Annotated in this window: 2 protein-coding genes and 1 pseudogene; 1 reads left to right on the forward strand and 2 read right to left on the reverse strand. The window is 75.3% G+C overall.

Going from position 1 to position 1,537, the window contains the following annotated elements; translation table 11 throughout:
* Positions 1 to 682, forward strand: a 682-nt coding sequence (locus AA75_RS50680; protein ID WP_033826212.1) for a hypothetical protein, incomplete at its 5' end; no start/stop codon positions are given.
* A 24-nt stretch (positions 683 to 706) separates the two neighbouring features.
* On the opposite strand, the gene AA75_RS44125 is transcribed toward AA75_RS50680, so the two are convergent.
* Complete coding sequence (locus AA75_RS44125; protein ID WP_033826217.1) at positions 707 to 1,045, reverse strand: P-II family nitrogen regulator; 339 nt, start codon at positions 1,043 to 1,045, stop codon at positions 707 to 709.
* Positions 1,046 to 1,260: 215 nt separating this feature from the next.
* Positions 1,261 to 1,537, reverse strand: a pseudogene (locus tag AA75_RS53340) (immune inhibitor A); the annotation flags it as partial.

Below are 1,537 nucleotides of genomic sequence, written 5' to 3' on the forward strand. Positions count from 1 at the left end.
GGCCCTGGCCGGCACGGCCGCCGTGGCCGTCCAGCAGGCCCGGCCCCCGGTCGACGTCCCCGCCGCGGCGGCCGCGGGCCCCTCGCCGGCCGCCGTCCCGGTCGAGGTGCCGACCACCGCCGACGGCATGCTGGCACTGCTCGCCACCGAGCTGCCCGGCGGCCGGTACAGCCACTTCCGTACGTCCCTCGGACCGGACGCGCGGCCCGGGCACGCCTTCCTGGTGGACTACGACGGCGGCCGGGGCGCCGGCACCCTGTCGGTCGCGCTGATCACGGCGGCCGACGAGCAGCCCGCACTGAGCTGCGCGGTGCCGATCCGGCCGCTGGGCGCACCGGTCCTGTCGGCGGTCCGTCCCGGCGGGGACACCTGCGAGGCCGTCACCCGGCCGGACGGCTCGCAGGTGCTGACCCTGGCCACCGCCCGGGCCGGCGCCGACACCCTCGGCGGGTCCACCGTCGCGGTGCAGCGCCCCGGGGGTGTCCTGTTCGTGATCACCGCACTGGACGGCACCGCCCACGCGGAGGGCGGCCGGGTCGAGGTGCGGCAGTCGCTGGACGCCCCGGTCCTGACCCCGGAGCAGTTGGAGCAGGTCGCCACCGACCCGCAGTGGCAGCCGACGATGCCGCAGGAGCAGATCGCCGAGGGCGCGCTCTGGCGCCGCCTGTGGGCCCAGCCGTAGCCGCAGCCGCGGCGCCGCCCCGGCTCAGACCGCGTCGGGCCCGCGTTCGCCGGTCCTGACCCGCACGATGGTGTCGACCGGCACGGCCCAGACCTTGCCGTCGCCGATCTGTCCGGTGCGGGCGGCGTCGACGATCGCGGTCATCACCGCCTCGGCGTCGTCGTCCTCGACCACCACCTCTATCCGCAGCTTGGGCACCAGGTCGATCCGGTACTCGGCGCCGCGGTAGACCTCGGTGTGGCCGTGCTGGCGGCCGTAGCCGCTGGCCTCGGTGACGGTCAGTCCGTGCACCCCGATCTCCTGCAGGGCGGACTTGACGTCGTCCAGCCGGAACGGCTTGACGACGGCGGTGATCAGCTTCATGCGCGGGGTCCGCTCGACGGGTGCCTGGGCACGGGGTGGGCCGTGGGCGGCGGCGCGGCCGCCGTCCGGGACGCCGCGATCGTACAGCCGCGGGCCGCGCCGCGGGCCCAAGGACGCGGGGCGGGTCCGAACGGTGCCCGGGGCGCCCCGCGACCCGCCCGGGGACGGCCGCAGGGCCCGGCGGCCGAAGCCACCGGGCCCTGCGCTCACCTAGCTCAGTTGCTGGTGTTGATCGCGGTGTCGTCGATCACGAAGCTCGTCTGCAGCGAGGAGTCCTCGACGCCGTTGAACTTCAGGGTGACCGTCTGGCCGGCGTAGGCCGACAGGTCGACGGTCTTCTGGGCGTACCCGGTGGCCTTGTTCAGGTTCGAGTACGAGGCGACGGTGGTGCCGTTGACGGTCACCGTCAGCTTGTCGTAGGCGGTGGTGGTGCTGGTCTCCGCCGTGTCGACGTGCAGCCAGTAGCTGAGGGTGGCCTTGCAGCCCGCCGGG

This window comes from Kitasatospora sp. MBT63, assembly GCF_000710465.2.
Lineage (GTDB): Bacteria > Actinomycetota > Actinomycetes > Streptomycetales > Streptomycetaceae > Kitasatospora.